1 protein-coding gene is annotated in these 371 nt (G+C 42.0%); it reads right to left on the bottom strand.

Annotated elements, in window-relative coordinates:
• Nucleotides 1-371, bottom strand: a 371-nt coding sequence (locus GB932_RS22030) for a 6-phosphofructokinase (RefSeq protein WP_197517206.1), incomplete at both ends; no start/stop codon positions are given.

Raw genomic sequence — 371 nt, 5'->3', positions numbered from 1 at the left:
TTGCCAATCCACTGTTTAAAGCAATAAAACCAGCATCACGACCCATTACTTCCACAAAGAAAACCCTGTTGTGGGAAGTTGCTGTGTCACGGATTTTGTCAATGGCATCCATTGCCGTATTCAAAGCAGTATCGTAACCTATGGTATTGTCTGTACCGAAAATATCGTTATCAATAGTTCCCGGGATACCGATTACTCTGATTCCGAATTCTTCATTAAAGATTTTGGCACCGGTGAAAGTTCCGTCTCCTCCAATACATACCAATCCGTCAATTCCTAGTTTTACACAATTATCGTAAGCTTTCTGACGGCCTTCTTTTGTTCTGAACTCAGTGGATCTGGCAGACTTTAGAATGGTTCCACCCTGGTTG

It is taken from the genome of Microbacterium karelineae, from assembly GCF_009745985.1.
Lineage (GTDB): Bacteria > Actinomycetota > Actinomycetes > Actinomycetales > Microbacteriaceae > Microbacterium > Microbacterium karelineae.
This window is presented reverse-complemented; position numbering and strand designations above follow the sequence as displayed.